This is a genomic window from Pseudonocardia yuanmonensis, from assembly GCF_039542425.1.
GTDB classification, from domain to species: domain Bacteria; phylum Actinomycetota; class Actinomycetes; order Mycobacteriales; family Pseudonocardiaceae; genus Pseudonocardia; species Pseudonocardia yuanmonensis.
Genome location: NZ_BAABIC010000001.1, coordinates 1 through 24,292 on the forward strand (window position 1 = coordinate 1; position 24,292 = coordinate 24,292).

At 71.0% G+C, this 24,292-nt stretch carries 20 protein-coding genes and 2 pseudogenes; 11 read left to right on the top strand and 11 right to left on the bottom strand.

Going from position 1 to position 24,292, the window contains the following annotated elements; all coding sequences use genetic code 11:
* Positions 1 to 611 precede the first annotated feature (611 nt).
* The 4 genes and pseudogenes from ABD990_RS00005 to ABD990_RS00020 form a co-directional block, all read left to right on the top strand.
* Positions 612 to 1,193, top strand: a pseudogene (locus ABD990_RS00005) (molybdopterin-dependent oxidoreductase); the annotation flags it as partial.
* 247 nt (positions 1,194 to 1,440) lie between these two features.
* Positions 1,441 to 2,715: a molybdopterin-containing oxidoreductase family protein gene (locus tag ABD990_RS00010; RefSeq protein ID WP_345377510.1), complete on the top strand. Its 1,275-nt coding sequence runs from the start codon at positions 1,441 to 1,443 to the stop codon at positions 2,713 to 2,715.
* A 407-nt stretch (positions 2,716 to 3,122) separates the two neighbouring features.
* A complete protein-coding gene (locus ABD990_RS00015) occupies positions 3,123 to 3,968 on the top strand; it encodes a mycofactocin-coupled SDR family oxidoreductase (protein ID WP_345377511.1) in 846 nt (281 codons plus the stop codon).
* 561 nt (positions 3,969 to 4,529) lie between these two features.
* The gene (locus tag ABD990_RS00020; protein ID WP_345377512.1) at positions 4,530 to 5,477 is read left to right on the top strand and encodes an alpha/beta hydrolase; all 948 of its coding nucleotides are present in this window, start codon (positions 4,530 to 4,532) and stop codon (positions 5,475 to 5,477) included.
* Between the two features lie 21 nt (positions 5,478 to 5,498).
* Here ABD990_RS00020 and ABD990_RS00025 read toward each other — a convergent pair whose 3' ends face one another.
* Positions 5,499 to 5,879, bottom strand: coding sequence for a VOC family protein (locus ABD990_RS00025; protein ID WP_345377513.1), 381 nt, complete (start codon positions 5,877 to 5,879; stop codon positions 5,499 to 5,501).
* Positions 5,880 to 6,176: 297 nt separating this feature from the next.
* Here ABD990_RS00025 and ABD990_RS00030 point away from each other — a divergent pair, with 297 nt between their 5' ends.
* Positions 6,177 to 7,898: a flavin-containing monooxygenase gene (locus ABD990_RS00030; RefSeq protein WP_345377514.1), complete on the top strand. Its 1,722-nt coding sequence runs from the start codon at positions 6,177 to 6,179 to the stop codon at positions 7,896 to 7,898.
* 63 nt (positions 7,899 to 7,961) lie between these two features.
* On the opposite strand, the gene ABD990_RS00035 is transcribed toward ABD990_RS00030, so the two are convergent.
* Both ABD990_RS00035 and ABD990_RS00040 read right to left on the bottom strand, forming a co-directional pair.
* Positions 7,962 to 9,698, bottom strand: a complete 1,737-nt coding sequence (locus tag ABD990_RS00035) for a PHA/PHB synthase family protein (protein WP_345377515.1) — start codon at positions 9,696 to 9,698, stop codon at positions 7,962 to 7,964.
* Positions 9,699 to 9,736: 38 nt separating this feature from the next.
* On the bottom strand, positions 9,737 to 10,972 hold the full coding sequence (locus tag ABD990_RS00040) for a polyhydroxyalkanoate depolymerase (protein ID WP_345377516.1): 1,236 nt from the start codon (positions 10,970 to 10,972) through the stop codon (positions 9,737 to 9,739).
* A gap of 390 nt (positions 10,973 to 11,362) precedes the next feature.
* On the opposite strand from ABD990_RS00040, the gene ABD990_RS00045 reads away from it, so the two are divergent.
* Positions 11,363 to 11,653, top strand: a complete 291-nt coding sequence (locus ABD990_RS00045; RefSeq protein ID WP_345377517.1) for a hypothetical protein — start codon at positions 11,363 to 11,365, stop codon at positions 11,651 to 11,653.
* Between the two features lie 232 nt (positions 11,654 to 11,885).
* Here the strand turns inward: ABD990_RS00045 and ABD990_RS00050 are convergent, their stop codons facing one another.
* The 3 genes from ABD990_RS00050 to ABD990_RS00060 all read right to left on the bottom strand — a co-directional run bounded on the left by ABD990_RS00050 (position 11,886) and on the right by ABD990_RS00060 (position 15,541).
* Positions 11,886 to 12,848: a DUF5996 family protein gene (locus tag ABD990_RS00050; protein WP_345377518.1), complete on the bottom strand. Its 963-nt coding sequence runs from the start codon at positions 12,846 to 12,848 to the stop codon at positions 11,886 to 11,888.
* Between the two features lie 891 nt (positions 12,849 to 13,739).
* Positions 13,740 to 14,009 carry an anti-sigma factor family protein gene (locus ABD990_RS00055; protein ID WP_345377519.1) on the bottom strand — a complete coding sequence of 90 codons (270 nt, stop codon included), beginning with the start codon at positions 14,007 to 14,009 and terminating at the stop codon, positions 13,740 to 13,742.
* Positions 14,006 to 15,541 carry an MFS transporter gene (locus ABD990_RS00060; RefSeq protein WP_345377520.1) on the bottom strand — a complete coding sequence of 512 codons (1,536 nt, stop codon included), beginning with the start codon at positions 15,539 to 15,541 and terminating at the stop codon, positions 14,006 to 14,008. Before ABD990_RS00060 ends, ABD990_RS00055 begins: the two co-directional genes overlap by 4 nt.
* Positions 15,542 to 16,395: 854 nt before the next feature.
* Between ABD990_RS00060 and ABD990_RS00065 the strand changes: the two genes are divergently transcribed.
* The 5 genes and pseudogenes from ABD990_RS00065 to ABD990_RS00085 form a co-directional block, all read left to right on the top strand.
* Positions 16,396 to 16,758 carry a nuclear transport factor 2 family protein gene (locus ABD990_RS00065; RefSeq protein WP_345377521.1) on the top strand — a complete coding sequence of 121 codons (363 nt, stop codon included), beginning with the start codon at positions 16,396 to 16,398 and terminating at the stop codon, positions 16,756 to 16,758.
* A 432-nt stretch (positions 16,759 to 17,190) separates the two neighbouring features.
* On the top strand, positions 17,191 to 17,346 hold the full coding sequence (locus tag ABD990_RS00070) for a cupredoxin domain-containing protein (RefSeq protein WP_345377522.1): 156 nt from the start codon (positions 17,191 to 17,193) through the stop codon (positions 17,344 to 17,346).
* A gap of 374 nt (positions 17,347 to 17,720) precedes the next feature.
* Positions 17,721 to 19,226: a serine hydrolase domain-containing protein gene (locus ABD990_RS00075; RefSeq protein WP_345377523.1), complete on the top strand. Its 1,506-nt coding sequence runs from the start codon at positions 17,721 to 17,723 to the stop codon at positions 19,224 to 19,226.
* 176 nt (positions 19,227 to 19,402) lie between these two features.
* Positions 19,403 to 21,028 carry a wax ester/triacylglycerol synthase family O-acyltransferase gene (locus ABD990_RS00080; protein ID WP_345377524.1) on the top strand — a complete coding sequence of 542 codons (1,626 nt, stop codon included), beginning with the start codon at positions 19,403 to 19,405 and terminating at the stop codon, positions 21,026 to 21,028.
* Between the two features lie 223 nt (positions 21,029 to 21,251).
* A pseudogene (locus ABD990_RS00085) lies at positions 21,252 to 21,320 on the top strand (metal-sensing transcriptional repressor); the annotation flags it as partial.
* A 13-nt stretch (positions 21,321 to 21,333) separates the two neighbouring features.
* Here ABD990_RS00085 and ABD990_RS00090 read toward each other — a convergent pair.
* The 5 genes from ABD990_RS00090 to ABD990_RS00105 all read right to left on the bottom strand — a co-directional run bounded on the left by ABD990_RS00090 (position 21,334) and on the right by ABD990_RS00105 (position 24,291).
* Positions 21,334 to 21,705: a hypothetical protein gene (locus ABD990_RS00090; RefSeq protein ID WP_345377525.1), complete on the bottom strand. Its 372-nt coding sequence runs from the start codon at positions 21,703 to 21,705 to the stop codon at positions 21,334 to 21,336.
* 527 nt (positions 21,706 to 22,232) lie between these two features.
* Positions 22,233 to 23,105: a TIGR03621 family F420-dependent LLM class oxidoreductase gene (locus ABD990_RS00095; protein ID WP_345377526.1), complete on the bottom strand. Its 873-nt coding sequence runs from the start codon at positions 23,103 to 23,105 to the stop codon at positions 22,233 to 22,235.
* Positions 23,102 to 23,332 carry a winged helix-turn-helix domain-containing protein gene (locus tag ABD990_RS34250; RefSeq protein WP_425569328.1) on the bottom strand — a complete coding sequence of 77 codons (231 nt, stop codon included), beginning with the start codon at positions 23,330 to 23,332 and terminating at the stop codon, positions 23,102 to 23,104. The genes ABD990_RS00095 and ABD990_RS34250 overlap by 4 nt, the downstream gene beginning before the upstream one ends.
* Positions 23,333 to 23,386: 54 nt before the next feature.
* Positions 23,387 to 23,893: a CoA transferase gene (locus tag ABD990_RS00100; protein WP_345377527.1), complete on the bottom strand. Its 507-nt coding sequence runs from the start codon at positions 23,891 to 23,893 to the stop codon at positions 23,387 to 23,389.
* Complete coding sequence (locus tag ABD990_RS00105) at positions 23,890 to 24,291, bottom strand: Zn-ribbon domain-containing OB-fold protein (RefSeq protein ID WP_345377528.1); 402 nt, start codon at positions 24,289 to 24,291, stop codon at positions 23,890 to 23,892. The genes ABD990_RS00100 and ABD990_RS00105 overlap by 4 nt, the downstream gene beginning before the upstream one ends.
* Position 24,292 lies beyond the last annotated feature (1 nt).

Here is a 24,292-nt window from a genome sequence, read left to right on the forward strand (position 1 = left end):
GTCCGCCTCGAACGGGCGTGAGCGGCGCAGCACGCGTCGCCTGACCGGTGGCGAACGGCGCTCTCGTTCACATCTACTGAGCGAAAGCGCCGCTCGCTCAGGCGACAGGGGCGGCGCGGAGGCGGGCACCGCTGCGCTGCTCTTCGCACTTCCTCTCCTCGCTTGCGGTTTCGGCGGGCACAATCGGCGCGCTCGCGGAATCAGGGCCGCCGAATTGCCTGCGGCGACACCCTGAACCGTGGTGATCGGCACCCTTTCGGCGCAGCTGCAGAGAGGGGTGGCGGGCGAGCGAGGTGATTACACCTGCCTCCGAGCTCCGACGTCATTCCGCCGAGCCCGCCTGAATCGACTTCGTCGCACGGCAGGCGTGCAGATGCAGAGGGTCGCCGAGCAATTCGGCAGCGTTCACACGGCGTTACCTTCGAGCAATGAGGGCGAAAAGACCCGCTGCGTGACTTGAACGCGAACCGGCGCTCGCGTCGGCACTCGTTCACCGATCCCGCCCGGAGGTCCTCCCGATGACGCTCGCACCCGAGGCCGGCTCCACCTCCGGCCGCGAACTGAAGATCGTCCGTGGGGCGTGTCCCCACGACTGCCCGGACACCTGCGCGATGCTGTTCCACGTCGAGGACGGCCGGCTCGTCGACGTCAAGGGCGACCCGGACCACCCGATGACCAAGGGCGGGCTCTGCGTCAAGCTGAAGAACTTCCCCGAACACCACTACCGGTCCGACCGCGTCCTGCACCCGCTGCGCCGGGTCGGGCCGAAGGGTTCGGGTGACTTCGAGCGGATCACCTGGGACGAGGCGCTGGCCGAGATCAAGCAGCGCTGGACCGACATCATCGCCAAGTACGGCAGCCAGGCGATCATGCCGCACGCCTACCTCGGCCATCAGGGCGTGATCAACGGCCTCACCTCGGGCGACGCCTTCTTCAACCGGCTCGGCGCCACCGTGGCCGAGAAGACCTACTGCGAGTCCGGCTCCTCCACCGCCTGGCACATGACGGTGGGCGGCACGGGCGGGCTGGACATCGAGTCGATGGCGTACTCGAAGTACATCATCGTCTGGGGCATGAACATGACCAGCACGAACCTGCACGGCTGGCCGTTCCTGCTCAAGGCGCGCAAGGACAACGGCGCCAAGATCGTTGTCATCGACCCGGTCCGGACCCGCACCGCCCGGCAGGCGGACTGGCACATCCCGATCCGTCCCGGCACCGACGGCGCGCTGGCCATGGGCATGATCCACGAGATCATCGCAGGGTCTGGTCGACACCGACTACGTCGAGCGGTACACCGTCGGCTTCGACGAGCTGGCCGAGCGGGCCGCCCAGTACCCACCGGAGCGCGTCGAGGAGATCACCGGGATCCCCGCCGACGACGTCCGGACCCTCGCCCGCGAGTACGCCACCACCCGACCCGCGGCGATCCGCCAGGGCGTGGCCATCGAGCGCAGCCGCGGCGGCGGCCAGGCGATCAGGGCCATCACCTCGCTGCCCGCGCTGGTCGGGGCCTGGCGACACGTCGGCGGCGGCACCATGGAGATGCCGATCTGGGAGTTCCCGACCCTGTTCGACAAGATCTGCATGCCGGAGTGGATCCCCGAGGGCACCCGCGTCGTCAACGAGCTGGACCTCGGCATGGCGCTGACCGGGGAGATGGAGCTCGACCCGCCGATCAAGTCGCTGTTCGTCTACAACTCCAACCCCGTCTCGCAGGGCCCCGCCCAGGCCAAGACGATGGCCGGGCTGCTGCGCGAGGACCTGTTCACCGTGGTCAGCGACCACTTCGTCACCGACACCGCGAGGTTCGCCGATCTGGTGCTGCCCGCCACGATGCAGGCCGAGCAGCTGGACATCATGGTCACCTGGGGCCACCTCTACATCTCGCTCAACCAGCCGGCCATCGCGCCGCCGGGCGAGGCCGTGCCGAACTCCGAGCTGTTCCGCAGGCTCGCGAGGACGATGGGCTTCACCGACGACTACTGGGACCGCACCGACGAGCAGATGCTGCGGGACTTCCACGACTGGGAGGCCCCTGCCCTGCAGGGCATCACCTACGACTCGCTCAAGGAGACCGGCTGGGCCCGGCTGAACGTGGGGCTGCCGCACGAGCGGGCCCCGCACGCCGAGGGGAACTTCCCCACGCCGTCGGGCAAGTGCGAGTTCAGGTCCAGCCTCGCCGAGGGCGGCAACTTCGTCGTCCCGGTCTGGCGATCGATGTACGACCGGATGCAGCCCGGCGACCCGCTCGACCCGCTGCCGGACTACGTGCCGCCGTTCGAGTCCCCCGGCTCCAACCCGGAGCTGGCGAAGCGCTACCCGCTCAACATCGTCTCGCCCAAGCCGCACGCGTTCCTCAACAGCCAGTACGCCAACGCCGCGGACAAGCAGGACGTCCAGGGCGACCAGCGCGTCTGGATCCACCCCGAGGACGCGGCCGACCGCGGCATCGCCGAGGGCGAGATCGTCCGGGTCTTCAACGACCGCGGGTCCTTCGCGGGGCCGGCCGTCGTCGCCGACATCGTCATGCAGGGCCTGGTCATGGCCAACGTCGGACACTGGCAGAACAAGGCGTCGGGCAGCACGGTCAACACCATCACCCTCGACCGGCACAACCAGCTGGGCAACGCGGGCGTCTACTCCGACAACCTCGTCGAGGTCGAGAAGGTCGTCGGCTCGGCACTCGCAGCGGAGCCCGTCGCCGGCTCCTGACGGTCTCGGGCCGGTGGATGCTCCCACCAGCCCGCACGTTCCGCCCGTAGGTGACTGCACCGGCCCGCCCTCACGAGGACGCGGGCCGGTGCGGTGACCACGCTCCCGGAGCTCCCGCTGACGCTGCCCTGCCGCACACCCGCCTCCCCGATCGACCCGGCGGCTCCTCGCGGCGGGCGTGCGGAAGGAGCGCTACGTAGGTGTGCGTATGTCGCAGATCGCTGCGCGCCGGGAAGGATCGGTGGCGGGATGACCGTCGGGCATGACGGCAGGGCGTCGCCGGACATCCGTGATGTCGCCCTGTCCCGGGCCGCCTCGAAGGCATCCAGGCCATCGGCGAAGGGGTCCTTCCGAAGACCTCTCCACCGAGCAGGAAAGTGGCACGAGGTGCGCCGAAGGGAGCTGTCATGGGACGCGTCGAGGGGAAGGTCGCACTGATCACCGGGGCCGCCCGCGGGCAGGGCCGGACGCATGCGCTCCGGCTGGCCGAGGAGGGCGCCGACATCATCGCGATCGACCTCTGCAGCCAGCTCGACACCGTGCCGTACGCGCTGGCGAGCGAGGCGGACCTCGAGGAGACTGCGAAGCAGGTCGAGGACCGCGACCGCCGGATCCTCACCCGCCAGGCCGACGTCCGCGACCTCGGGCAGTTGCAGGCCGCGGTCGCGGACGGCGTGTCGGAGTTGGGGCACCTCGACATCGTCTGCGGGAACGCAGGGATTCTCAGCAGCGCCCCGGCCTGGGAGCTCTCCGAGGAGTCCTGGCAGGAGATGATCGACGTCAACCTCACCGGCGTGTGGAAGACGATCAGGGCGACGGTCCCGCAGATGATCGAGCAGGGTACGGGTGGCTCGATCATCCTCACCAGCTCGATCTTCGGCCTCCAGGGGGCGCCCAACGTCGTGCACTACGTCGCGGCCAAGCACGGGGTGACCGGGATGATGCGCGCGCTGGCGATCGAGCTCGCCCCGCACGGGATCCGGGTCAACTCCGTGCACCCCACGACCGTGGACACCGCCATGGTGCAGAACCCGATGACCTACGAGCTGCTCCTCGGCCGCTCGGGCGCCAGCCGCGCCGAGGCGGAGGCCGAGGTGAAGGCCATGAACGCGCTGCCCGTGCCATGGGTCGAGGCGGTCGACATCAGCAACGCGGTGCTCTACCTCGCCTCTGACGAGGCCCGCTACGTCACGGGCACGACGCACATCGTGGACGCGGGCTCGCTCTCCCCCTACAAGATCCCGCACGCATGACGGTCGGCCACCGGACACCTGCCGCCGTCGTCAACGGCATCTAGCTCGGCAGGACCCCGTGAACACGGGTCCTGCCGGTGCGCCGGGCAGCCCGGTTCTGCCCTCACCGCGCAGGAGGCGCGGCTGCGCTCGTCGCCGTCGGTGGGACCAGGACGCCCTGCTGCCAGCGCGTTGAGCGAACGCGGCAGTGCCGTTCCGCCAGCCGGGGCAGGTCATTCCAGTCCACGCCGGACGCTCTGCGCCACACTCGCGTCCGATCGGCCGCTGGTGCAACGACCTCGGCCGGAGGACCCTGCACGAGGTGGAGCCGGCACAGGTGCGGCCCATGCGTTCGCAGCTCCATCCGGACCGAGCGCGCAGGCCGTGGCTCACCCCCGCGCGAGACTTCTGCGGCCCAGCAGGCGGGATTCGCGACGACGTGGCGGTGGCCGGTACGGCAGAAATCCTCTTGGCCGTTGCCCGACCGCGAGCTGTGCACTCCACCCGGCGCCGGCCGGCTCCGCAGCTGAAACGGCTCGACGCCGTCGGGCCGACGATCACCGAACCTCTCGGGAGGACGTCATGTCGGAAAGGGTGCTGGATCCACAGGTGAAGGCGCTCCTGGAACAACTGGCCGAAGCCGGGCAGCCCCCGTTCGAGCACATGACCGTGCCGCAGGCGCGCCGGGCCGCGTGGGCGTTCGCCGACCTGCAGGGCCCGGCGCCCGACGTCGGGGAGGTCCAGCACCGCTTCATCCCGGGACCGACCGCCGATCTCCCGGCCCGGATCTACCGGCCCGCCGGCGACCGGCCCAGGCCCGCCATCGTGTACTTCCACGGCAGCGGTTGGGTCATCCTCAACATCGAAATCTGCGATCCGAGCATGCGCGCACTCGCCAACGACACGGACTGCATCGTCGTCGCCGTGAACTATCAGAAGGCCCCGGAGCACAAGTTCCCGGTGCCGTTCAACGATGCCTGGGCAACGACGTGCTGGGTGGCCGAGCACGCCGAGGAACTCGGGATCGACCCCGCCCGGATCGCCGTCGGCGGGGACAGCGCGGGCGGGAACCTCGCGGCCGCGGTGGCGCTCAAGGCCCGCGACCAGGGCGGTCCACCGCTGGCGTACCAGCTGCTCGTCTACCCCGCCACCGACCATGACGTCGACAAGCCCTCGGCCGTCCAGAACGCCGAGGGCTACCTGCTGCAGCGGGAGTCCATGCGCTGGTTCTGGGGCCACTACCTGGACGGGGCGACCGACGAACCCGACTGGCGGGCCTCGCCGCTGCGCGCCGGGACCCTCGCCGATCTGCCGCCCGCACTCGTCGTCACCGCCGAGTTCGACCCCCTCCGCGACGACGGGCGCCTCTATGCCGACCGGCTCCGGGCCGAAGGCGTGAAGGTGACCTACAGCGAGTACCGGGGCATGATCCACGGCTTCTACTGGATGCAGGGTGTCCTCGACCGCTCGCGGGACCTGCATGCGGAGATCGCGCGAGAGGTCAGGGCAGCACTGCACTCCGCCGACTGACGAGGGCCGTCACGTCCGCGGCTAGGCTCCACCGCTGCCGTACGGCCGGGTGATCACCTCGAGATTGTGGCCCTCGGGGGAGTCGAAGTACGCCCCGCGGCCGCCGTCGTTCGTGTTGTGGCCCGGCGTCCCGTGCCAGGGGTCGGCGTAGATCGGCACCCCCCGGTCCCGCAGCCGCTCGGTCACGGCGTCGAACACGGCTTCGGAGACGAGGAACGCGTAGTGCTGCGGGTGCACCTCGTCGCTGTCCATGTAGTCGAGGCTCGCCCCGTCGGGCAGCGCGACGACGCTGAACGGCCCGAAACGGGTCGGCGCGGGCAGCCCGAGCACCTCGGCGAGGAAGCGCGCACCGGCCTCCTGGTCGCGGGTGGCGACGATGGTGTGGTTGAACGCGACAGCCATGAGCCGATGGTGCAACCTCGATCCGGGTTCAGGTCAAGAGCGCTCGGGGCCTGCGAGCCTTGACACCCGCTGTGTCTCAGCTCACACTCCGCCACATCACCGTCCGGCGCACCTTCTGCCGCACCGGGACGTGACGGCGGAACGTGAACGGCCACACAGCTGGGCCTCGACGATCCGTGGAGTACCGGTGAGAGCTTCCTGGAACCGTACGCCCGGCCCACCCGGGCTACGTCCTTCCCTGCCGGCAGGTCCTGCCGGAGGTGGTACCCGACCAGGAGAATCAACGGGGAGTGAGGCATGTCCAGCGAGCAGCAGAACACTCCGGGAAACGGCGCCGGAACGGGCACCGATTTCGATGCGCTCGTCGTCGGGGCGGGATTCTCGGGGTTGTACATGCTCCACCGCCTGCGCGACACGCTCGGATTGTCGGTGCGCGTGTTCGAAGCGGCGGACGACGTCGGCGGCACCTGGTACTGGAACCGCTACCCCGGCGCGCGGTGTGATTCGGAGAGCTACTTCTACAGTTTCTCCGACCGCTTGTCCGAGGACCTCCTCCAGGAGTGGACCTGGAGCGAGCGCTTCGCCGCCCAGCCGGAGATCCTGCGGTACCTGCAGCACGTCGCCGACCGCTTCGACCTCCGGCGTGACATCCAGTTCGGCACCCGGGTGACGAGCGCCGCCTACGACGAGGCGACCAACCGCTGGGGGATCGGCACCGACGACGGCGGCTGGGTCACGGCGAAGTTCCTCATCACGGCCGTCGGCTGCCTGTCCGCGGTCAACCTGCCCGACTTCGAGGGACGCGAGAGCTTCCGGGGCGAGCAGTACCACACCGCGCGCTGGCCCCGGGAAGGAGTGGACTTCACGGGCAAGCGCGTCGCGGTGATCGGTACCGGGGCGACCGCGGTCCAGGCCATTCCGGAGATCGCCGAGCAGGCCGCGCACGTCTACGTGCTGCAGCGCACCCCGAACTACGACATCGCGGGGCGCAACGGGCCGCTGAGCGACGAGTACGTGCGCGAGACCAAGGCGACCTACAAGGACATCTGGCAGCGGACCCGGGAGACGAGCTTCGGCTTCCCCTACGACGCCCCGGAGCGACCCGCTCTCTCGGTGTCGGAGGAGGAGCGGCAGCGCATCTACGAGACGGCGTGGGCGCAGGGCGGCTTCCGCATCGGCCTCACCTTCAACGACCTCCTGACCGACCCGGCGGCCAACGAGACGGCCTCCGAGTTCGTCCGCAACCAGATCCGCGCACGGGTGCACGACACGGAGGTGGCCGAACTCCTCGCGCCCAAGGACCACCCGTTCTTCACCAAGCGGCCGCCCCTCGAGAACGGCTACTACGAGACGTTCAACCGGGACAACGTGACGCTCGTCGACGTACGGCGCTCACCGATCGAGGAGATCACCCCCACGGGCGTGCGGACGCGGGACGCGGAGTACGAGGTCGACGCCATCGTGTTCGCGACCGGGTTCGACGCCATGACCGGCATGCTCTTCAGGATGGGCATCTCCGGACGGGGCGGTGTCACGTTGCGTGAGAAGTGGGCCCAGGGGCCGCGGACCTACCTCGGCGTCGCGACCCACGGCTTCCCGAACCTGTTCATGATCACCGGACCGCAGAGCCCGTCGGTGCTGAGCAACATGCCGGTGTCCATCGAGCAGCACGTCGACTGGATCGCCGACTGCATCGGGTACATGCGCGAGCACAAGCTCGACAAGATCGAGCCGCTGCCCGAGGCCGAGGACGACTGGGTCGACCACCACAACGAGGTGACCCGGGCGACGCTGCTGCCGATGGCGAACTCCTGGTGGGTCGGCGCGAACATCCCGGGCAAGCCGCGCAGCCTCTACCCGTACGTCGGCGGCGTCGGGAACTACCGGAAGATCTGCGAGGAGGTCGCGGCACACGGCTACGACGGGTTCGGGATGGCCAAGTACGGGAAGAGCTCGGTGACCGGCACACGTCCGGCCAGTCGCTTCCCGGTGAAGACGGCGCGCGCCGTGATCGGCTGAGGCGCTCGCGGACGCCACACCACTCCGTCGGGCGGCGGACTCCGAGCCGGCGGTCCGGTCGCGTCAGGGCGTCCGGTCCAGTACGTAGGACCCCGGGGCCGGTTCCAGCGGCGGGTGGTTCGCGCTGCCGCCCGAGGTCGGTGCCGGACGTTCGGCGCCCGACCTCTCCAGGATCCAGTCCGCCCAGGCCTCCCACCAGGTCCCCTGCCGCTTCTCCGCGGTGGCGCGCCAGTGCTCGGGACCGTCCGAGGGGTCCCCACCGATGAAGTAGCTGGCCTTCGGGTTGCCGGGCGGATTGACCAGGCTCGCGATGTGGCCCGCGTTGCTCAGGACGTAGGTGCTCGGCCCGCTCACCAGCTCCGTCGTCCGGTAGCAGCCGGTCCACGGGGTCAGGTGGTCGTTGAGCGCCCCGGTGACGAACACCGGCACGGTGATCTTGCCGAGGTCGATCGGCGTTCCCAGCACCTCGAGGTGCCCCTCGGCGAGAGTGTTCGACCGGAAGATGTCGAGGAACTCAGAGTGCAGCGCCGCGGGGAGGTTGGTGCCGTCGGCGTTCCAGGCCAGGATGTCGAAGACCGGCGGCCGCTCGCCCATCAACCAGTTGTTGACGACGTAGTTGAACACCAGGTCGTCCGGCCGCATCCAGCTGAACACCGTGCCCAGCGACCGGGCGGTGATCACCCCGCGGCGCTGCGAGTCCGCCCGGGCCATCTCCAGCGCGCGCGGCGCGGAGAAGGCGCCGATCGGCGCCCGGACGCCGAAGTCCAACAGCGTGACCCCGTACGACGCCGAGTGGATCGTGTGCTCGCCCTGCGCGGCGAGATGGCCGAGGACGGTCGACTGGAGGATGCCCCCGGCGCAGAAGCCGAGGGTGTTGACGTCCTCGACGCCGGCGATGTCCTTGACGACCTCGGCGGCGCTCAGGATCCGTCCGGCGTAGGTGTCGATGTCCCAGTCCGCCTGCTCGGCGGTCGGGTTGCGCCAGCTGATCATGAAGACGCGCAGGCCGCGGCTCGCCGCGTACTCCACGAAGCTGCGGCCGGGCCGCAGGTCCAGGAAGTAGAACCGGCCGATGGGCGGCGGGACGATCAGCAGCGGCCGCTCCCGGACGGTCGCGGTGCTCGGTCGGTACTCGATGAGCTCGGCCACCTCGTCCCGGTCGACGACGTCCCCCGGCGTGACGGCCAGGTCCTCGCCCACGACGAAGGCGCTGCGGTCGACCTGCGAGGGCAGGCCACCGTTGTGCCGGACGTCGTGCGCGAACTGGCGTACCCCGCGGACGACGCTCGCCCCCGCGGTGTCGAAGGCCCGCTTCAGCGCCGCGGGGTTCGTCGGCAGCTGGTTGGTCGGCGAGAGCGCGCTGGTCAGCGCGGTCACCGCGAACCGGGCCCGCTCCACGTCGTGCCAGTCCGCGGAACTCCTCTCGTACTCCTCGACCAGCCGGCCGAGCTCCGAGCCCAGGGCGACGTAACTCTGCCCCAACCGACGGAAGAGCGGGTTCTCCGACCACGCCGGGTCGGCGAAGCGCTTGTCCTTCGGGTGCGGCGTGTGATCGTCCGTCCCGCGCGCGATCGACACGAGGTGCCCGACGAGCCGTCCGGCACCCCGGGTGACGGGCCCGGGCTGGGCCAGCGCCGAGGTGATCCCCTTCAGGACCCCGAGGACCGACGGGATGCCGACCGCCTCGCCACCCTCGATCACCTCGATCGCGTCCGCCTCGTTGGAGGGGACGGGATCCGTGGCCTGCCCGCGCGGAGCGGTCCGCTTCTCACCGGTGCGGCCGGGAACGGTCGTGGTCATGAGCGGCTCCCATCCTGACGCGTTGCGCGGTACTCGAACTAGGACGCGGTGCGGGCCGCCGACCGGGCCGCGACGAAGTCCCGGAACACCGGGTAGATCTCCTCGTTCCAGCGGGACCCCGCGAACACCCCGTAGTGCCCGACGCCCGCCTGCAGATGGTGATGGTGGTCCTCGGAGGGGATCCCGGTGCACAGCCCGTGTGCCGCCTCGGTCTGCCCGGGGGAGCACATGTCGTCCTCGGCCCCCTCGACGGTGAGCAGGGCGGTGCTGCGGATGGCGGCCAGGTCGACCCGCTGTCCGCGCCAGAAGAACTCGCCGCGGGGTAGGTCGTGCTCCATGAAGACGTGCTGCAGGGTCTCCAGGTAGAACTCCGCCGCCACGTCCATGACGGCGCCGTACTCGTCGTAGAAGGCGCGGATCCGCGCCGCGGTCGCCCCGTCGCCCGCGACCAGCGCGCGATACAGCTGGACGTGCGAGTTCAGGTGCCGTCGCGTGTTCATCGACATGAACGCCGTCAGCTGCGCGAGCCCCGGGTAGACCCGCCGCCCGGCCCCGGGGTAGCGCCGCGGCACCGTGGAGACGAGGAACCGCTCGTAGAACGACAGCGGACGCCGGTCCGCGAGCTCGTTGATCTTGTTGGGGTTGACCCGGGTGTCGATCGGCCCGGCCATCAGGGTGAGGCTGCGCGGCTGGGCGGGATCCTTCGCCACCGCCAGGACGCCGACGGCCGCGAGCACCAGCGGCGACGGCTGGCACACGGCGAGTGCGTGGTGCCCCGGGCCGAGGTGGCGCATCGCGGCCAGCACGTGGTCGATGTACTCGTCGAGCCCGAAGCGGCCCTCGGCGACCGGGATGTCCCGGGCGTTGTGCCAGTCCAGCACGAAGACGTCGTGGTCGGTCAGCAGCGTGCGAACCGTGGGGCGCAGCAGGGTGGCGAAATGCCCGGAGATCGGTCCGACCAGCAGGATCGGCGTCCTTCCGGTCAGCCCGGGCGTGGCGAAGTGCAGCAGGGTGGCGAACGGGGTCGTCAGCACGGGCCGGACGTCGACCGCGACGGGTTCGCCCCCGACCGTCACCGAGTCGATGCCCCAGTCGGGACGGACGTGTGTGGGCCGACTGGCCGCCACGATCTCGCTGACGGCCTTCAACCTGCGGGTGCCGCCCAGCCTCGCGACCGGTTCGGGCAGGCCGGACAGGGTGTGGTGCAGGAGCGCTGACGACAGCCGGGCCGGCTCGGTCAGCCGCCGGTGCCATTCGTACGCCGGGTAGAGCATTCCGCCCGACCTCCGTTCAAGGTGCGACGTGCGTCACATACGAACGGTAATCGACCGTTGCACAGCCGGCCACCGCTGGTGACATCTGGTTGGTCGAGGCGGTGAACACGCCCGACGGACCCGCCGTGTTGGTGGGGGCGCGGCATCAGCGTTCCGCCCGACCTGAGGGAACAGGGCGCGAAGCGCTCTCTGTACGTAGGTCTGCGTATTGACGACGTCAGAAGCCGGCGGGACGCTGCCCTGCTCGGACCGCCCTGGGCGTCGCGCGGAGGCCGGCATGGTCGCGGAGAGCGGGGATTCGTCCGCCACGCCTGAGCAGTGCGACCCGTGTCGCATCCTCCGACATCAGGGAGCGGTACGAGTCACCCACTCACGGGACGGAGGTCCGTCATGCGCATGCTGCTCGTAGCCCAGCCCGACGTCGACAAGGGAAGTGAGGCCATCGCCAGCGGCAACATGGCCAAGACCGTCCAGTCGGTCATCGAGCTGATCAAGCCCGAGGCGACCTACTTCGCGCCCGTGCGGGGTCAGCGCACCATGATCGCGGTCTTCGACATGGACGACCCGGGCCAGCTTCCGAAGATCACCGAGCCGCTGTTCAAGATGGGTGCGGTGGTCGAGATCGTGCCCGCGATGAACCTGGAGGACCTCCAGCGCGGACTGGCCGCGATCGGCGGCTGACCTGATCAGACGATCGTGTGGTGCGGAAGCCTGCCGTCGGACACGACGGCAGGCTTTCTGCTGGTCGACCTCTGGAGCGGGCGACGGGAACCGAACCCGCGTAGCCAGTTCGGCACGAGCGGTCGGTGATCGGAAGCCGGCAGCGTCCCGGCGGACGTTCGGGTCGTCGCGGATCGACTGCGGCGTGAGCCCGGTGGTGACGTCGTAGGATCGGGGTGGTTGTCGGCTGCACTCACCGAGCTGCTGATCGGGTTGCTCGCAGCAGACGATGCTGCCACCTGTCGGGGTCGGCCTCCAGCGCTGCGCGGTCCCACTTGCCGAGGTCGGCGGCCGCCTCGTAGGTGCTCTGCAGGAACTCCCGCACCACTCGGTCCGGGTCGCCGGCGGTGCGCGCGGCCTCGTAGGGCAGCACGAACTGCTGGAACTCCGAGCTGTAGAACGCGCCCTTCGCGTCGACCGGGTAGCCGGAGAACCCGTCGGGCGCGGGATAGGCGTAGGCGTAGAAGGCGCCCTCCTGGCCACCACCGGGCCAGAACCCGCAGCTGGACAGTTCGTGGGAGTAGCCCTCGACCATCACCCAGTCCCCGCAGTTCGGCGCCCCTCCGGGATGCGGCGGGGCCGGGCGCCCGGAGAACCGGGTGCAGGCCAGGTCCATCGCGCCCCAGAAGAAGTGGACGGGGCTGACCTTGCCCACGAAGCGCGACCGGAACTCGCCGATCAGGCGGTTCGCCTGCAGCAGCTGCCGCCAGAACAGCCCGGCGGCCTCGTGGTCGTAGGACGCGTGCTCGTGGTCGTCGGGAAACGGGATGGCCGGATCCACCTCGTTCGGCACCGGGCGGATCGGCGCCTCGATCCCCAGCCGGCCGAGCACCGCCATCGTCTCGGCGTGGAAGTCGGCGACGGACATCGGACGCAGCGCGAGCCCATCCGTGCCGCCGTCGCTGCTGCGGACCTCGAGCCGATGACCGAGGAAGTCGAACTCGATCTCGAACGCACCCGCGCCGTACGGGATCGCCGACGTCGTCAACCCGCGCGGGCTGACATACAGCGTCACCTGCCACCAGTGGTTGACCAGCGGCGCGTACGCCTTCCGGATCTTGCCCACGATCTGGGTCCACATGTGCAGGGTGTCCCGCGTGTCCGGCCAGTCCGCGACCCGCAGACCGGGCCACGCGCTCCTCTGCTCCACGCCCACGGCGCGCTCCCTCCGTTGTTGTCCTGACTCGTCGAAGCCCGAGGTCAACGTCGGCGCGGCGCGTCAGGAGCGGCTCGGTGGCCGGCTTCACCGCGGCGGGCTCAACCGGGCGGTTCGCCGGTTGGCCCGACGTCAGTCAGGTCGGTAGGTCGGTCCCCACCGTGTCCGCCACCCTGTAGGCGGCATCCCAGGCCGGCCACGCGTCGTCGCGCTGCCCGGTGCGGCAAGATCGGGCTCACCTCGACTCCGCCCCGACGAGCCCATCGCAGTTAGCCGTGATGTCGCTGACGACCAGGTACGTGGTTGCCGACCCTGGTGGCGCGGAGCTGAGGGTCGGGCCGAACGGCACCGAGCAGGCCGAGCCGTGCGGGGTGAGCTGAACGACGCGCGGTGGCGTGCGGTCGAGCCGCCATCCGAGCCCGCGGCAGAACTCCCTCGTCCGGTCCTTCGGTCGCCAGGCTCGCGACGGCAGCGGCTTTCGTACGCCTGACATCCGTCGTGCTCCATCGCAGCCTCCTCGGTCGTGTCACGAGCGGCGTTCCGGAGCCCGAGCAACTCGTCACGCATCCGCGGATCTCATACACCGGCCCCGACAGCGGCGGCCACCGTCCGCGCTCCGCCCGGCACCAGCTAGGGCCATCGGTCTCGCACAGGACGGGACCGTTGCTCCTGCCAACGGTCTCCCGGGCGAGACGCGCCTCGGATGGGTCGGGGCCGGAGAGCCTCCTTGCCCGCGCCTCACCCGTCCGGTGCCCGAGCCCGCTCGCGATCATGCTGACGCCTCCCGCTGAGCGCCACCGGTCGGCCGCCGGATGCGAGCTGAACCAGGTCCTCGACAGCAGTTCCCCCGGTCGTCCTCGAGCCGGAGGCCCGGCCCGGCGAGGGCGAGGCTCATCGCCGGCGTGGGGCGCGGAGCGTGGCCAGGAGGCGCTCGCGCACGTACGGGTCGAGGCCGGCGACCTCGGCGGCGGTCAGCCTGCCGGCCAGGCCGGCCACGGTCCGCCACTGGGCGAGCGCGGCACGGCAGCCCGGGCATCCTTCGAGATGCTCGTCGAAACGCCTGCGCGTCTGCGCGTCGAGGCTGTCGTCGAGGTAGGCGGTCAGGAGTTCGACGAGCTCGATGCAGCGGTCATCGGCGCCCGCCGGCCGCTCGCCGGTCATGGGTTCCTCCGCTCGAAGTAGTGTTCCAGCCGTTCGCGGACGAGCCCGCGAGCGCGGTGCAGCGCCGCGATCTCGTCCGCCGCGTCGAGCCCCAGCGCCGCGCACACCTGCTCCGCGGAGCGGCCTTCGACGTCCCGCTGCACGATCACCTGCCGTAGCTCGGGCGGCATGGCGAGGACGGCCGCGCGCACCTCGGCGAGCGTCGCATCGTCGTCGACCCGCGCGTCGGCCCACTCCCGTGGCGGGGATGCCCAGTGGCCCGGCCAGGCCGGGTCGTCGTCGGGGAGGAACCGGTCCGCGGGGAACGCCGGCTCGCCGGCCACGGGCCCCGGCGGCGCCGGTGGCGGTGGCGGTGCGCCGGGGAGCACGACGACGAGCAGGATCCCCGCGGCGACCCCGATCGCGACGAGCGCCCAGCCCGCCGTGCCGACGCCCGCCCGGTCGCTGAGGAACCCGATCGCGAGCGCGAACGGCACGAACGTCACCCAGGTCAGGGTGCCCACCCCGGAGGCGACCCCGGCCCGGACCGCCGAGGGGACGCCGTCGTGCAGGCGCCGCAGCACGGGGATGCCGCCCGCGACCACGAGTGTGGTCAGCACCACCTGAGCGGCGATCACCACGGGGGCGGAGCGACTCGTCGTGAGGATGAGGCAGCAGGCCACGATCATCAGCGCAAGCAGCACCGCCGCCGGACGCCGGGTCCACCACGGGCGTGCGCCCAGCAGACCGCCCAGGCCGAGCGCAGCCGTCAGCCCGGCCCAGTGCGGCCCGTACACGAACGCCGGCACCGCGAGCGCGACCAGCCAGAGCGGGCCGAACTCGAGCATGCTCTGCATCAACAGGGTTCCGGCGACGGTCACCGCGATCACCAGGCGCAGCCGGCCCGGCTGCAGGATCACCCGGTAGGTGGCACGTACCTGATCCCGCAGCGACGTGGACTCGTCCGCCCCGTCGGCCCGGTGCAGCCGGGGCTCCCGGAACGCGAGCAGCGCCAGGCAGGCCCCGATCAGCAGCGGCACGGTGAGGAAGTACGTCGCGCGCAGCGAGACGACCTCGGCGATCACGCCGCCGGCGAGGGCGCCGACGACGAGCGCGCCGCTCTCGACGAGCCGCAGACGGCCTGTCGTCGCCTCGAAGGCGGTGCTGGCGCCGGTCTCCTCCAGGATCGTGTCGTAGACGATCGCCTCCACGGTGCCCGACTGCATCGCGAAGAACAGCCCCAGGAACACCGCGGCGACCAGGTACGTCGGCACGTTCCGGCTCAGCCCGCCGATGGCGACGCTCGCCGCGGCGGCGACCGAGCCCAGGACGAGCACTCCGCGGCGGCTCCACCGATCCGCCAGCAGGCCGGACGGCACCTCGAACAGCGGCACCACAGCCGCGTACACCGCCGCCATCACGCCCACCCCGGCGGCGTCGAACCCGATGCCGGTCATGAACAACTTCTCGATCGGCACCCAGAGCGCCAGGTTCTGCAGGAACACCGCCGCGAACAACGGCGCCAGCCGACGCCGCCCGGCTGCGGTGAGCACCCGCTGCTCGGTTCTGCTCCTGCCGAGTCGCTCGGCGAGCGGGCCCATCACGTGCCCCCTGTCGTGCCGGCGCCGAGCGACGGCGCTTCACCCCTGGCCCAGGTGCAGAGCAACGGCGAGTGGTCCGTTGCCTGAGGTCTACACGGTGGTGGTGCCGCTGTGCGGAGCGCGGCCATCGTCGGCCTCCCTCTCTGCCGGCTCGGAATGAGCGGACAGACCGAGCGGCGGCGCGGAACTCATCGGTGAAGCCGGATCGCCCGTGGAACCGGCGGGGCCGGGAATGCGGAGTCCTCGGCTGCGGCCGCCGGTTCAGCGGTGCCGGCGGTATGCAGCCCGACGGTCCCGTTGCCGAACTCGGTGCCGGTGACCAGCTCGAGCCGGTAGGACTCGAGAAGGACACGACGCACGATCACTCTGGATCAGTCTGCGTCGCTCGAGGGCCTCGGCGGAGATCCTCTCCCCGCGCGGTTGATCACTCCCGTGCCCGGGCCCTCGACGATCAGGCTGCCCTCGGAGGCGCGCCGCAGATCTCGCCGGAGCCCTATCAGCCATCGTCGGTGAAGGCGCGGGTGTTGGACGGCCTCGTAGTACGGCAAGCGGCCTGTCAGGTCAGGCAGCGCCGGCGTGCATGCGAAACCGTCGCTGCCGCCGGCCCGGGACCTTCAGCACCGCGACGAGGGCCGGGCACAACCCGACGCTGCCACATCCCCGGTGCCCGCCCCAGCCACGGCCCCCCGTCTCCGCGGCGGCGTCTCACGCCGCCACGGCCCACACTGGAGCGACCGAAACAGCTCGGCGCGACCGGGACGCATCCCTCCGTGCGCACTGACCGCACCGCAACCTCAGGGGACGGCGTGGACGACGAGACAACCCGCGCAACTGTCGAGGCCGTCAAGCGGCTCGATGCTGCATGCGACCGCGGCGACATCGACGCCTTCATGGCGGCCATGACCGACGACTGCATCTGGGAGTCCTTCACCCCGGCCCCCGATGGGCAACGCTACGAAGGCCAGGCGGCGGTACGGCAGGCGATGGCGGACTTTTTCGGCACCTCCCCGGTCTTCGACGGCGAGGAGATGCTCGCCTGTGCTGATCGCGTGACAGTGCGCTGGACCTGCCGCTTCGATGGCGGACACGTCCGAGGAGTCGACGTCGTGCGAGTCCGCGACGGGAAGGTCGCCGAGATTCTCTCCTACGTGAAGGGTGACCGTCCGTAGACCCGTGTCGTAGTACGGCAGAGCCGCAGCAGGGCTCGCCGTGCCCGGCGGCGGCCCACTCGTCGCGGCGGCGGCGGATGGTGCGGTCGGAACACCCGGGGTGGCGATGTGCCCGTTGCCGCGACCGTGCACCAGCGCTGCGACATGATCGAAGACGACGCGGGCGCCGATCCGTTGTGGCAGTCCCACGGGGCCCGGGGCGAATCCCGGCCGCTCGTCGACCCCGTCGCGACTGGCTAGGTCGGCGTCGGGCCGGATTTCACATGACCGTCAGCCCGACCCACGTGAGGGGCGGCGAGATCTCGCTGCTGGTCACGAACCTGGGCTGGCGCCCACATGAGCTGGTCGTCGCTGCCCTCGCGCCGGAACACGCTGTGGGGCAACGTCCGAGCGGGGCCGACGGGCGGATCGACGACGGGCAGCCTCGGAGAGGTGTCCGCCAGCTGCGCCGCGGACAGCGGTGACGGCATCGTGCCGGCAACGACGGGATGGACCACCTTGACCCTGCCGCCCGGCCGCTACGAGCTGGTCTGCCACTACCCCGGGCACTACCGCGCGGGGATGTACGCCGAGCTCGACCTCGCCTAGCGTCCTGGGCTAGCGGGACTGTTGCGGGACACCTCTTGGCGGCGGCACGGAGGCCGGCACCGTGCTTGGCCGCCGGTCCGGCGGTCACTCCTGGTAGGAGTCCTGCGCCGCTCAAGCCTCTCGGTGGGGTGAGTAGCCAGTCCTGGTGGCGGTGAGGCGACGAGGCCGGGGCGAGCGTAGCCGGCGCCGGTGCAGACGAGCGCCCGGCGCTCTGTTGCGGATCGAGGTGGTCGGTGCCGGCGTCATCGAGGTGGGTCGTTCGGCCCGGCGATCGGAGCCGCTCGCCTCCTCTGCACCCGGTCAGGGTGGAGGACCGTCGGCCACCGCAGCTCGGCCGGCATGCGGCCGGTGGCCGTGCCGGAGGGGAGGCCGTGGTGACGGTCGAGCAGCTGGACCTGGGCACCGAGGTCGACCGGATCCTTCACCGCCGGCCCGCCGTCGGGTTGGCGGTCGGCGTGGTCCGGCGCGGTGGGCTGGATCTCTTCGCCGGGCGCGGCCTGGCCGACATCGCCTTGCGGACGCCCGTCGTCGAGGACACCGTGTTCCGGGTCGGGTCGCTGAGCAAGACCTTCACCGCGGTCGCGGTGATGCAGCTGCAGGAGCAGGGGTTGCTCGACCTCGACTCGCCGGTGAACGACCACCTCCGGGCCTATCGGCTGATCCCGGCGCGGACGGGCTGGCCGCCGGCCACCGTGCGGCACGTGCTGACCCACACCGCCGGGATCCGGGAGGTGCAGCATCCCTCGGGCATCGCCCGGCAGCTATTCGGCGAGACGGTCCCGGCGGGCCGGCGGGTGCCGTCGCCGGCCGAGTACTACCGGCACGGGCTGCGCGTCGTCGCGGAGCCGGGTTCCCGGTTCCGCTACACCGACCACGGCTTCACCACACTCGGCCAGCTCGTCGAAGACATGACCGGCGAGCCGTTCGACCACTACCTGCGCGAGCACGTTTTCGGCCCGCTCGGCATGACCGACACCGACCTCGGCCGGTCCGCCCGGATCGGCGCACGGCTGGCCACCGGCTACGACCTGACCACCCGCGGCCCCACACCTCATCCCGACTACGAGATCGTGACCACGGGCGCCGCCGCCGCCTACTCGACGCCCCGCGACATCGGCCGCTACCTCGCAGCGCTCCTCGGCGGCGGCGCGAACCAGTACGGCGCAATCCTCGGACCGGGCACCCTCGCCACGATGTTCGCCCCGCAGTTCCGTCCCGATCCCCGGGTCCCGGGTGTGGGCCTGGCGTTCTTCCGCGGCGACGCCGGTGGGCGCCTCGTGCTCGAACACCAGGGCGTGGTGCCCGCCTTCACCTCGCAGATCCACCTGGCCCCCGACGCCGCACTGGGCCTGGTGGCCTTCACCAACGGCACCCGCAACGGCGGGTTCTGGCTGCCGGTGGAGACCACAGCGCTGTTCGGCCGCCTGCTGGGGGTGCCCGACGAGACCAGCCGCACCGACGTGCCGCAGCATCCGGAGGTCTGGCCCGAACTCTGCGGCTGGTACCTCCTGCCCGGCCCGCTCACCGACGTACGAGCCCGCAGCATGCTCGGTGCGGGAGTGGAGGTCCTCGTCCGCCGCGGCCGGCTCGTCTTCCGGTGCCTCGGCCCGGTGCCCGCGCTGGCACGGGGGCTGCCGCTGCGCCCGGACGACCCCACGGACCCGTACGCCTTCCGGGTCGAGGTGCCCGCCTTCGACCTCACCCTGCGCGTGGTGTTCGGCCCCGACCCGGCAACCGGGACGATGGCGGTCCACCTCGACGTCATGCCGCTGTCGGCGCTCAAGCAGCCGGCCGCCACCAACCCCCGCCGCTGGGCGCTCGGCGTCGCCGCCTTCGGCGCCACCGCGCTCGCCCTGCACCGGCACCGCAAGCCCCGTTGACCGCAGCCACCCGGAGCCCTCGGGCGGGGGCCCCACCGGAACGGCGGCCTTCAGCACGACGCCGGCCTGACCGTCGAACGAGCGAGCAGGCGGCCGCCTGGACGTCTGCGTGATCGACTACAGCGTCAGCACAGGGTCGAACAGGAATGCCAAGCATGTCCACGGGCTGGCAGACGATGTCCGAGCCCGCGCAGCAGCGGGGCAGGCCCAGTGCGCCGGCTCCGCTCGCAGAGCCGATGTGCCCGTCGGCTCTGGGGCGCCCGCCCCTGGACCCTGATGGGCCCGCGCAGCACTGTGCCCAGCAATTCAGGGCCGCTAGTACGGCAGCAGAGCGGGTGATGGCCATGGATCGGTTGACCGCACAGGATCTGATGAGCCTTTGGCCGGATGATCTGGGGTGGCCCATGGACATCGGCGCGCTGGCCGTCCTCGACGGCGCCCGGCTGCTGGATGCCGACGGCCACTTCCGGCTGGAGATGGCGCGCGAGGCGATCGCGCAGCATCTTCCCCGGGCACCGAGGTTGCGCCAGGTGCTGTATGTCCCTCGGCCGGGGCTGGGCGGGCCACTGTGGGTCGATGCGCCGTCGTTCGAGCTCGATGAGCACGTACACGTCGCCGCGTTGCCCGCACCGGCCGGCGAGGCGCAACTGCTGGCCGCCGTCGAGCAGCTGTGCTCCCGGCGGCTGGACCGCTCTCGACCGCTGTGGCAGATCTGGTTTCTGCCCGGGCTGCCGCAGCGGCGGGTGGGCATGTACATCAAGCTGCACCACACCGTCGCCGACGGCCGCGCCGGGGTCGCGACCCTCGGCGCCCTCCTCGACCTGGAGCCGGACGCGCCGCTGCCACCCGCCCCGACGTGGACCCCGGCGCCCCTACCGTCGAACCGGGAGCTGCTGCAGGACAGCCTGGAACGCCGGCTGCGGGCGGCTCGGTCCGCGCTGCGCACCCTGGCCCGTCCGCGCGCTACCGCCGCGCGGGTGCGGCGGGCCTGGCAGCCGGCGATGGTCGGCATCCTCGATCAACGAGCGCCGCGGACCAGCCTCAACCGCCGGATCGGCGCACACCGCCGGCTGGCCGTCGTTCGCACCCGGCTCGACCTGGCCAAGCAGATCGCCCACGCGCACGGAGGCAAGGTCAACGACGCGTTGTTGTCGGCCGTCGCCGGTGGGTTGCGGGAGCTGCTGCTGAGTCGCGGTGAACCGGTCGAGGGCGTCGTGCTCAAGGCGTTCGTCCCGGTCTCGCTCCATCATGAGGACGTCGGGCGCGAGCGGGGCAACCAGGACGCGATGCTGATCGCGCCGCTGCCGATCGGCGAGCCCGATGCGGGGCGCCGGCTGCGCCTGATCGCCCGCGAGACCGCCGAGCTCAAGGGGATCACCCACTCGCCCGGCGTCAACGCCTTGCCCATCGGCTGGCTGCAACGCACCGCCTGGCGCCTGGCTCCCCATCAGCGCTACATGAACGTGTCGATCACCAACGTGCCCGGCCCACCCAAGCCGCTGTTCATGGCCGGCGCCCCGCTGCTCGAGGTGGTCCCGATCGTGCCCATCAGCGCCAACCTCACCCTCGGCGTCGGCGCCCTCAGCTACGCGGGGCTGTTCACCGTCATCGCCGTCGCCGACCGGGACGCCTGCCCCGACGTCGAGGTCTTCGCTCACGGCGTGCGCGCCTCGCTGCAGGAACTGCTGGCCGCGTCGATACCAGCCGGGCGGTCGCCCGGCACGCCCGCCTCGGCGGCGCACGACAAGGCGACGGTCATGACACGACCCGAGGAGGATGGGCACTCCCTCCGACCTGGGTGACCTCGAGCTTTCCCAGGAACGCCCGCTGGATTCACCAGTGACGGGCTCGTGTGGCGGTAGTTCATCGCGCCTCGACCGCGACAGCGTGGACGTGAACGCTGATGATTCATGCAGGGTGGGGTGCTGCGAACTGGTGCGGGCTCCCTCGACGCCCGTCGAGGAGTAGACCCGGCCAACGGTGTGAGAGGCCCGGCCCCTCGCATGGGCGCCAGGCACAGCCCACCTCACGCGGATGCGCCGGGCCGAGGGCCAAGTCCGAGGCGTCGTCAAGATGATCGAGCTCGACACGTGATGCACCGACGTGCTCAGCACCAGACGGCCGGTGGTTGCTGGGGTGCTGAGAACTGGCCGTCCTCGGAGTGGTCGGCGTGCCGGTCCTGGTGGCGGTGCAGCAGCCAGATGCCGTAGCCAGCGGCAAGCGCGCCCACTACCAGCTCGATCACAATGGCGACGACGCCCGGACGCGAATTCGCTCCCGGCTCGAAGAAAAACGGGATTTGCATAGCGGCGTTGATGAGCACCAGTGGCCAGATTGTGCCGGTCACCACGACGACGGCCGCAAAGGCGACGCTCATTCCCACCATGTTCAGGGCATAGACCCCGACGAGGACGGGGTCGACGCCTGCGGCAATGATGCCGATATGTGCCGCGCCGTACAGGAATGACGAGATCAGCACGGCACGCGGTCCCGCGCGGCAGAGTGCCGGAGCTTGTTGCGCTTGGCAGCGACCTCCCTCAACAGCCGGTTCTTCACGTCCTCGGCCTCGCGCCACGCCCTCGGCCCGGCGGGGACGGCCTCGCGCAGGTAGTGGCGTCGGCCTGTGACGGGTTCGATCCCGGCATACACGGAGACGCATAGCGACCCGTTGGCGCGGGTCTCGATGGACCCGCGAGCGCGGCTGTCGCCAGCGCCGGAACGTCGCGGCATGGGAGCAGGATGAGCGAGGTTTCGCACCCCGTGTGATCCCCCGCGGCTGCCCTGACCCCGGTTCCCGAGACCGCAACCGCTGGTCGAGCGTGGAACGGGCGACGGGAATCGAACCCGCGTAGCCAGTTCGGAAGGCAACGGATCCACGTCCGCCAACGCGTCTACCAGCACAACAGTCTCCGAAGAGCATGCTCACGTGTCTCTGAGCACCTCTTTGAGCGCAGGTTCGTGCCACATCTGGTTCCACGGAAGTACAACCCTTGAGCGCAAGATCGATCATCGAACTCTGCTGATGACCTTGGCGAAGTCCTCCATCGCTGGTTCGGGGACAGTGATGTAGCCGATCCCCAGTTCGGCCTGGAGCCGTTCTAGGTCTTCCACGAGTTGGGTGGGGGCGCCGACCAGCAGTGTCGGAACGTCAGCGAGTTCCCCCTCGGACCAGGTGACGTCGAAGCGTCGGAGTGCAGCGGCGGCTTCGCGGCGGGATCCGCTGAGCGCCACAGCGTGGATCAACAGGTTCAGCTCGGGAGGTGTTGGGCGGCCGTCTGCGTGTCGCTGGAGGTGCCGGACCCGGTGCGTCAGCTCGCCGTACCGGAGCAGGCGAAGACGCCCCGGGCGGTTGCCCTCAGCGGCGCCGCTGAGGGCGACGGTGTCGGCTTGCCGGGCGGCGAACCGGAGGACACGATCCCCGTTGCCCGCGATGGTCAGCGGCACGCAGGTCTGCCGGGGCCGCGGGAGGTGCTCGGGATCGGCGAGGAGCCGGCGTACCTCGAGCGTCGTCCGCTCGAGATGGTCGACGCGCTCGCGGGCGGTTCCCCAGCGCAGGCCGGCGGCGTCGAACTCGTCCTTGACGTAGCCGGCGCCGAGGGCTGCGTCGAGCCGCCCGTCCGTCAGCTGGTCGGTCGTGGCCAGGTCACGAGCGAGCAAGGCCGGGACGTAGAAGCCGGTGTTCAACACGAACACCGACAGCCGCGGCCGCGTGGTCACGGCCGCTGCCGCCACCAGGGCGGGAAACGGCGCGGGCATGCCGAGGTGATCGGCGACCGAGATCACGTCGTACCCGAGATCCTCGGCCCGACGGCACCGGTCCTGCCACGTGACGCGGTCGGACGGGCTGAGCAGGTTGATTCCGAACCGCAGCCGGCTCACCAGACCGCTCCCCCTTGCTCCTCGATGTAGGTACCGGACTGCCGGCGCGTCCTGACCAGGCCCGCCATGTCGAGCTCACGTAGGGCCTGACGGACGACCGCCCGACCGACACCGTGTTCATCGGCCAGACGTCGTTCGGAGGGCAGTCGCTCCCCGGGCTCGCCGAGCCGGACGCGGGTGCGGAGCCGCTCGAGCAGCTCTGCCGAGTCAGGTTCGGTGGATGGCATAGACGGAGTTCTCCTTGTCGGCGGTGACGAAGACGGTGCCGTCGGCTGTGACCGTTACTCCTCCGGATCGGGGGTAGTGGCCCTCGAGATGGTCGACGGCGAGGCCCTCGGCGAGGGCCCGGTGATCGACGGGACGCCGACCTCGGCGTTGACGGTGTAGTCGACCGCGGGGCGTCCATCGGGATGCCCCTGCACGCGTAAGTGGATCAGGTCGGTACGGCGCTCGCGCAGGCGTTCGGGGGCCAGCCATGGCCGTCCGACGACGTTGTCGACGAGGATCCCGCGGCCGGGTCCGGGGGCGGCGATGAGGGCGAGCACGAGTTCCCGTCCCTCCGCGGAGCGCAGGTCGACGGCGACGGAACGTCTGCCGGTGTTCGGCGACGCCCAGTAGTAGCTCGCCCCGCTCGGCGCGACCGGCCACCGATGCTGGTCACTGCTGCCGCGGAGCGGGTCGATCCGGACGACGTCCGCACCGAGCTGGGCCAGGGTCATGCCGCCTGTCGGCCCGGCGGCGAAGCTCGCGCACTCGACGACGTGCATATCGGGCAGCGGTCGCGTCATCGGGTCCCCCGCTCCGGCCGGAAGCGGACCTCGGCGGCGCCGCCGGGGCCGAAAACGGGGAGAACGGCTTCGCCGACGCGCAGCGTGGTCGGGTCGGCGTCGACGACGTTGGTGACGAGGTGGGGCCCCTCGACCAGCTCGACGACGGCGACCGTGTACGGCGGCTGGGGGGCCGGCGGCGGGAGGTAGGCCTTGTGGAACACGCAGAACGACCAGATCGTCGCCCGCCCGGAAGCGGTCTCCCAGACGAACGGCCCGGCCGTGTGACAGCCGGGGCACACCGAGCGGGGCGGAAACTGCGCCCGCCCGCAGGCGCAGCAGCGGGTGATCCTCAGCTCGCCGTGCCGCAGCCCGTGCAGGTGGCGCTCGAGGCGGGCGGCGGTCGGCTCGGCTGGCACG

Bases quoted from the DNA above. Each gene is read 5' to 3' on its own strand.
- ABD990_RS00045 (WP_345377517.1), top strand. From the start codon at position 11,363: ATGCGCATGCTGCTCGTAGCCCAGCCCGACGTCGACAAGGGAAGTGAG.
- ABD990_RS00030 (WP_345377514.1), top strand. From the start codon at position 6,177: ATGTCCAGCGAGCAGCAGAACACTCCGGGAAACGGCGCCGGAACGGGC.
- ABD990_RS00020 (WP_345377512.1), top strand. From the start codon at position 4,530: ATGTCGGAAAGGGTGCTGGATCCACAGGTGAAGGCGCTCCTGGAACAA.
- ABD990_RS00035 (WP_345377515.1), bottom strand. From the start codon at position 9,698: ATGACCACGACCGTTCCCGGCCGCACCGGTGAGAAGCGGACCGCTCCG.
- ABD990_RS00040 (WP_345377516.1), bottom strand. From the start codon at position 10,972: ATGCTCTACCCGGCGTACGAATGGCACCGGCGGCTGACCGAGCCGGCC.
- ABD990_RS00015 (WP_345377511.1), top strand. From the start codon at position 3,123: ATGGGACGCGTCGAGGGGAAGGTCGCACTGATCACCGGGGCCGCCCGC.
- ABD990_RS00080 (WP_345377524.1), top strand. From the start codon at position 19,403: ATGTCCGAGCCCGCGCAGCAGCGGGGCAGGCCCAGTGCGCCGGCTCCG.
- ABD990_RS00055 (WP_345377519.1), bottom strand. From the start codon at position 14,009: ATGACCGGCGAGCGGCCGGCGGGCGCCGATGACCGCTGCATCGAGCTC.
- ABD990_RS34250 (WP_425569328.1), bottom strand. From the start codon at position 23,332: ATGCCATCCACCGAACCTGACTCGGCAGAGCTGCTCGAGCGGCTCCGC.
- ABD990_RS00025 (WP_345377513.1), bottom strand. From the start codon at position 5,879: ATGGCTGTCGCGTTCAACCACACCATCGTCGCCACCCGCGACCAGGAG.
- ABD990_RS00100 (WP_345377527.1), bottom strand. From the start codon at position 23,893: ATGACGCGACCGCTGCCCGATATGCACGTCGTCGAGTGCGCGAGCTTC.